At 63.0% G+C, this 6,943-nt stretch carries 2 protein-coding genes and 2 pseudogenes; all 4 read left to right on the top strand.

Translation table 11 applies throughout. The annotated features are described in order from the left end of the window. A pseudogene (locus P8Y64_13645) lies at nucleotides 1–2,033 on the top strand (carboxyltransferase domain-containing protein). Nucleotides 2,034–2,042: 9 nt separating this feature from the next. Next, nucleotides 2,043–3,862: pseudogene (gene atzF, locus P8Y64_13640) on the top strand (allophanate hydrolase). 68 nt (nucleotides 3,863–3,930) lie between these two features. Continuing rightward, complete coding sequence (locus P8Y64_13635; GenBank protein ID MEJ2061505.1) at nucleotides 3,931–5,667, top strand: sugar phosphorylase; 1,737 nt, start codon at nucleotides 3,931–3,933, stop codon at nucleotides 5,665–5,667. Nucleotides 5,668–5,882: 215 nt separating this feature from the next. Next, nucleotides 5,883–6,943 (top strand): DUF6531 domain-containing protein (locus tag P8Y64_13630; protein MEJ2061504.1); only part of this gene is annotated, 1,061 nt, incomplete at its 3' end.

Below are 6,943 nucleotides of genomic sequence, written 5' to 3'. Positions count from 1 at the left end.
CTTGACGGTGAACCGGTGCCTTACGGCGAACCGATCGGGGTAGCCACCGGTGGCGTGCTCAAGCTGCGCGGCATTCAGGGCGGCGGCATCCGTACCTACCTGGCCATGCAGGGCGGGCTGGACGTGCCGGACTACATGGGCAGTAAGGCCACCTTCACCCTTGGCCAGTTCGGCGGCCATGCCGGACGCACCCTGCGGGTGGGCGACGTGCTGCGCCTGGACAAAACCGGCGCGGACCTGTCGGCCTGCGCCGCGGCGCACGCTTCGCTGGTGTCCGAATACGCCGAGCACTGGGACATCGCGGTGATGTACGGGCCGCACGGTGCACCGGACTTTTTCACCGACGAGGATATCGACACCTTCTTCGCTACCGACTGGGAGGTGCACTACAATTCCAGTCGCACCGGTGTGCGCCTGATCGGCCCCAAGCCGAAGTGGGCGCGCAAGGACGGTGGTGAGGCAGGGCTGCACCCGTCCAACATCCACGACAACGCCTATGCCATCGGCGCCGTCGATTTCACCGGCGACATGCCGGTGTCATCCTCGGCCCGGACGGACCGAGTCTGGGCGGGTTCGTGTGTCCGGTGACCATCGTGCAGGCCGAGCTGTGGAAGATGGGCCAGCTCAAGCCCGGCGACACCATCCGCTTTCACTGTATCGACGTCGAAACCGCCAACGCCTGCGAGTCGGTGCAGGATGCCGCGGTCGCCGCCCTGACGGAGCTGTCGTACGCGCCGTCCGAAAGCCGGGTGCCGGGCGAGACGGCCACCCCCATCCTGCACGCGGACCAGGGCAATGGCGACCAGGTCGCGGTGTGCTATCGCCAGGCCGGCGACAAATACCTGCTGGTCGAATACGGGCCGCAGGTGCTGGACCTCGACCTGCGTTTTCGCGTGCATGCCTTGATGACCTGGCTGCAGAACGAGCAGGTGGCGGGCATCGTGGACCTCACGCCCGGCATCCGTTCGCTGCAGCTGCATTACGACAGCCGCGTGATCGCGCAAAGCGAGCTCGTGGCGCTGCTGCAGCAGGCCGAGTCCGAACTGCCGGCCATCGACGACATGGAGGTGTCGAGCCGCATCGTCTACCTGCCGCTGTCCTGGGACGATCCCTCCACGCAGCAGGCCATCCAGAAATACATGCAGTCGGTGCGCAAGGACGCCCCCTGGTGCCCGAGCAACATCGAGTTCATCCGGCGCATCAACGGCCTGGACAGCATCGAGGACGTCAAGGACATCCTGTTCAACGCCAGCTACCTGGTCATGGGGCTGGGCGACGTCTACCTCGGCGCGCCGGTGGCCACGCCGCTGGATCCCCGCCACCGCCTGGTGACCACCAAGTACAACCCGGCGCGCACCTGGACGCCGGAAAACGCGGTGGGCATCGGCGGTGCCTATTTATGCGTGTACGGCATGGAAGGTCCGGGCGGTTATCAGTTCGTCGGCCGCACCGTGCAGATGTGGAACCGCTACAAGCAGACGCAGGACTTCATCGAAGGCAAGCAGTGGCTGCTGCGCTTTTTCGATCAGCTGCGTTTTTATCCCGTGTCCGCAGACGAAATTCTGCAGCTGCGCGAAGACTTCGTGCAGGGGCGCTTCAAGCTGCGCGTCGAGGAGACCGTGCTCAAGCTGCATGAGTACCGCGCTTTTCTCGAAACCGAACGCGAATCCATCGCCACCTTCAAAACGCGGCAGCAGGCGGCCTTCGAGGCCGAACGCGAACGCTGGGAAGCGGCCGGCCAGGCGCATTACGAGGCCGACCCCGCCGGCGACGCGGCGGGTACCGATGCCGGCGTGGACCTGCCGCCCGGCTGCATGGCGATGGCCTCGCCGGTGACCGGCAGCGTGTGGCAGGTACAGGTGAAACCGGGTGACCGCGTCGAGGCAGGTCAGGAACTGGTGATCGTCGAGGCCATGAAGATGGAGATCGGCATCGAGGCCGAGGAGTCCGGCAAGGTCGTCGAGATTCTCTGCGCCCAGGGCAATCCGGTCTCCGCCGGCCAGATGCTGCTGATCATCGAACCCGACGAGTAAGGAACAGTCATGATCGATTCTGATTTGAGTCTGGACATCGCCACCCTGCACGCCGGTTACCGCGCGGGCGCGTTCACGCCGCGCGAGGTGGTGGATTTGATTCTGGCGCGCATCGAGGCGCAGCCCGAGCGGCATGTGTGGATTCGGCGTCTTACGCCAGACGAGTTGTACGTGTATGCCGATGCCCTGGACGGCAAGGACATCGACAGCCTGCCGCTGTACGGCATCCCGTTCGCCATCAAGGACAACATCGACCTGGCGGGCGTGCCGACCTGGCGGGCGTGCCGACCACCGCCGCCTGTCCCGAATACGCCTACGTGCCGGAGCAGTCCGCCGCGGTGGTGCAGCAGCTGATCGAGGCGGGCGCGATTCCGGTGGGCAAGACCAACCTTGACCAGTTCGCCACCGGGCTGGTGGGCGTGCGCTCGCCGTACGGCGCCTGCCGGAACAGCTTCGACCCCGACTATATCTCCGGTGGGTCGAGTTCCGGGTCTGCGGTGGCGGTCGCCACCGGGGTGGCGAGCTTTTCGCTCGGCACGGACACCGCCGGTTCCGGCCGGGTGCCGGCCGCATTCAACAACCTGGTGGGCCACAAGCCGACGCGCGGCGTGCTGAGCACGCGCGGCGTGGTGCCGGCCTGCCGATCCCTGGACTGCGTGTCCATCTTCGCGCTCACCGCAGGCGACGCCGATGCGGTGTACCGCGTGGCGGCGGTGTTCGATGCCGAGGACGCCTACGCGCGCCCGCTCGCGCAACCCGAACTCGGCGGTCCCATCGGTCCCGCATTTCGTTTCGGCGTACCGAGCGCCGACCAGCTCGCCTTCTTCGGCAATCAGGCCTACGCGGCGCAGTTCGACGCGGCGGTGCAGCGTCTGCAATTCCTGGTCGGCGAGACGGTGGAAATCTATTTCGCGCCTTTCCTGGAAACCGCGCGGCTGCTTTACGAAGGACCGTGGGTGACCGAGCGCTACGTGGCGATCGAGGAATTCATCGAGGCCCAGCCCGAGGCGCTGCATCCGGTTACCCGCACCATTACCCTGGGCGGCGCCAAGCCGCGAGCGGTGGATGCCTTCAAGGCCGAATACCGGCGCAAGGAACTGCAGCGGCGCACCGAGGCGGTGTGGGATACGGTGGACGTCATCGTCACGCCTTCGGCTGGTACGCACTACCGTATCGACGAGGTCGAGGCGAACCCGATCGAGCTCAACTCGAACCTCGGCTACTACACCAACTTCATGAACCTGCTGGACCTGAGCGCGACGGCGGTGCCGGCCGGTTTCCTGGACAGCGGACTGCCGTTCGGCGTGACCCTGTTCGCGCCGGCCTTCCGCGATGCGGGACTGCTGGCACTGGCAGAGCGGTTTCACGCGTTCAAGGACGCCACCCTAGGTGCGACGGGTATGCCGTTGTCCCAGGCGGCAAATCGGGTTGTCTCGACGCAGGACGACACCGTGCTGGTCGCGGTCTGCGGCGCGCATATGAGCGGGTTGCCATTGAACTATCAGCTCACCGAGCGCGGCGGGCACCTGGTGGAGGCGACGCACACCGCGCCGCTGTACCGCTTTTATGCGCTGGCGTCGGCCAGGCCGCCGGCACGCCCCGGTCTGGTGCGTGAGGAAGACGGTGCGGCCATCGAGGTCGAGGTGTGGTCGCTGCCGGCGACCCGTTTCGGTGATTTCGTGGCGCAGATTCCGGCCCCGCTCGGCATCGGCACTCTGGAACTGTCCGATGGCCGCCAGGTGCAGGGCTTTATTTGCGAGCCTTACGCCGCCAGAGACGCGGAAGACATCACCGCCTACGGCGGCTGGCGCGGATATCTCGCACGCTGAGGGTGTTGCAGCATCGATTTGGCAACAATCCTGCATAGAAAATTGCAGGAGGTGCGAAACGGCAAACGATGTGGGGGCCGGAAAGCAGAGCGAAAGCGCTTGAGATCCTGAACACCCTGTACGGCGACGCGCAGGGCGGCGGCGTGCTCGCCCGCATCGAGGCCGAGACGGCGCGTCACCGCCCGGCCCTGAACAGGCAGCGGCGCCACGGCCTGACCGAGCGCGACACCGTGCTCATCACCTACGGCAACACGCTCACCGCCCCCGGCATGCAGCCGCTCGCCACCCTGGCGGAGTTTCTGGACAGCTGGGTCGGCGATGCCGTGGGGCTGGTTCATCTGCTGCCCATCTTCCCCTACAGCTCGGACGACGGTTTCTCGGTTATCGACTACCGCCAGATCGATCCCGCCCTGGGGGACTGGTCCGACGTGGCGCGCGTCGGCGAGCACTACGGGCTGGTGCTCGATCTGGTCCTGAATCACTGTTCGCGCAGCCATGCTTGGTTCCAGGGCTATTTGCGCGGCGACGCGAAGACCCGCGACTACTTCATCGAGGCCGACCCCAACGATCCGCGCCTGACGCTGGTCACGAGGCCGCGCAGCAGCCCGCTGCTGACGCCGGTCGACGTGCACGAAGGCGGACGTTACTGGGTGTGGACCACCTTCAGCGCCGATCAGGTGGACCTCAACTTCGCCAACCCCGACGTGCTGCTGGAGATGATCGACCTGCTGCTGTTTTACGCGACGCAGGGCGCGCGAATCATCCGCCTCGATGCCGTCGCCTATTTATGGAAGGAGTTGGGCACGGCGTGCATCAGCCTGGAGCAGACCCATGCCGTGGTGCGCCTACTGCGCCTGGTAATGGATACCGCCGCACCCGGCGTGCAGCTGCTCACCGAGACCAACGTGCCGCAATCGGAGAATCTCAGCTACTTCGGCAACGGCGACGAAGCCAACCTGATCTACCAGTTCAGCCTGCCACCCTTGCTGCTGCACGCGCTGGTGTGCGGTCGAACGCATGCGCTCACGGAGTGGGCGTCCACCTTGCCCGGGCCTCCTCCGCGTGCGACTTACCTCAACTTCACTGCCTCGCACGACGGCGTGGGCCTGCGCCCGCTCGAGGGTTTGATCGACGACGAGGAGCGTGACGAACTCCTGCGCCGCATGCGCGAACGCGGCGGCTATGTTTCGACCCGGTCCATGCCCGACGGCCGGGACGCGCCCTACGAGCTCAACATCAGTTATTACTCGGCCATGGATGCCGGCGACGGAGAAGACGCGCACATGGCGCGTTTCCTGTTGGCGCAGACCGTGGCCTTGTCGTTGCGCGGCGTGCCCGCGTTGTATATCCACATTCTGCTGGCGACGCCCAACGATACCGCCGGGGTGGAGCGCAGCGGACACACGCGCGCGATCAATCGCAGGCGCTGGGATTACGGCGAACTGCAAACGCTGCTCGCCCGTCCCGATACGCCTCAGGGCATTGCGCTAAGAGAGATGGTCCGTCGCCTGCGTATCCGTGGCCGATTGCCGCAGTTTCATCCGGATGCAGCGCAGCAGATTCTCGACCTGGAAGAAGGATTGTTCGGGTTGCTGCGTACGAGCCATGAAGGGCAACCATTGATCGCGTTGTTCAATTTCACGTCTGAAACGCGAACGGTGAAATTGCCGAAAGCGGTTACTGAGCTGGCGGAGGAATGGATTGATGCGCTTAGCGATCAGGAGATTTCTTTGGCGCGCAAAGGCACAGAGGTGCCGAGTTATGCCTGCTTGTGGCTGATGCCGGAAGCACACGCTGAGTTTTGAATGCTCATCCAATAGTTAAAGTTTCTGACATCAGCTTTACAGGCATCATCCAATACATTTTTTGCTTGGATGCTCATGTGTCAATGATATGGCAGGTGGGTGTCACATTCTCGTCGTTGTAATTTGCAGTCGTCTGAATATACTGCGCCAAAGCCGGTAGGGAAGTAAGCCGGTATTTATATCAACAACAATCGATAACAAGCAGGGAGCGCGTTATGTCTAAGCTGCATCGCCAAACACATAACAGATTGGCAGGATTTGTAATAACCCTGCTGCTATTTACATCAACCGTTTCGACCGCAGCCGTTCTTCCCTGGTATTGGGCATCAGGCCAATGGTTTGTTGGTGATGGTGCAGATGTGTGGCAAGTCCTTGGGGCTGGAGAGTTCGTCATCGCCCGAGGTGCGCCGGGAGATCTTATCTGGAGTGGTGGTGTAGATACTCAGTGGAAACCATTTGTTCAATCAGTGCTCCAGTTTTATCACGATGTACATGCAGCTTGCGATAGCCAAGCTAACCACTATGGATCTATTTACGGGACGGTTGAGTCCTATGACACCACAAGTAACAACAAATATAAGGCCCCGTATTATCTATGTAAGAATGGCCCTACAAGGCCTGGAGAAGATGGCTACTGGGCAAACAAAATTCTTCCAGGTAGTGGGATAATAATTCCAAAAAATATATTGGGGACTCCACCTCCTCCTTCCAATAACCCCAAAAACCTCGGCAAGCCACGCCAATGCACAGGTGTCGGCGATCCCTGTAATTCAGCCACCGGCAACGAGTTCCAAGAAGATACTGACTATCGCGGTCCATCCGGTACGTTAAGCTTCACCCGCGCCTACAACAGCCTGGACGTAGTCGATCATGGTCTGGGCTACGGCTGGGTTTCCAACGTCGGCCGGCACCTGGCCATCGATGGTAATTCACTGACTGTCAATGCAGCCGACGGCCGCGGCGAGCCCTTCACCTTGAGTAATGGCGTCTGGCAGGGCGATGCCGACACCAAGCTGCAGTTGACCCAGGATGCTTCTGGTTACACCGTGCAGCACCAGGATGGCCGCGTCGATCACTTTGATACCGACGGCCGGCTGGTCTCATCCATGGATGCGCAGGGCCGCACCACCACCGATGCCTACGACAGCAACGGCCATGTGACCACCGTCACCGGCCCCTTCGGCCATGAACTGGGCTTCACCTATAACAGCGATGGTCGGCTGGCCACGTTCACCGACCCGGCTGGCAACGTCACCCAGTACAGTTATGACAGCCA

It is taken from the genome of Gammaproteobacteria bacterium, assembly GCA_037388465.1.
In the GTDB taxonomy this organism is placed as follows: Bacteria; Pseudomonadota; Gammaproteobacteria; order SpSt-1174; family SpSt-1174; genus JARRKE01.
This window is presented reverse-complemented; position numbering and strand designations above follow the sequence as displayed.

Coding starts and splice junctions, on each gene's coding strand:
- P8Y64_13635 (MEJ2061505.1), top strand. CDS start 3,931: ATGTGGGGGCCGGAAAGCAGAGCGAAAGCGCTTGAGATCCTGAACACC.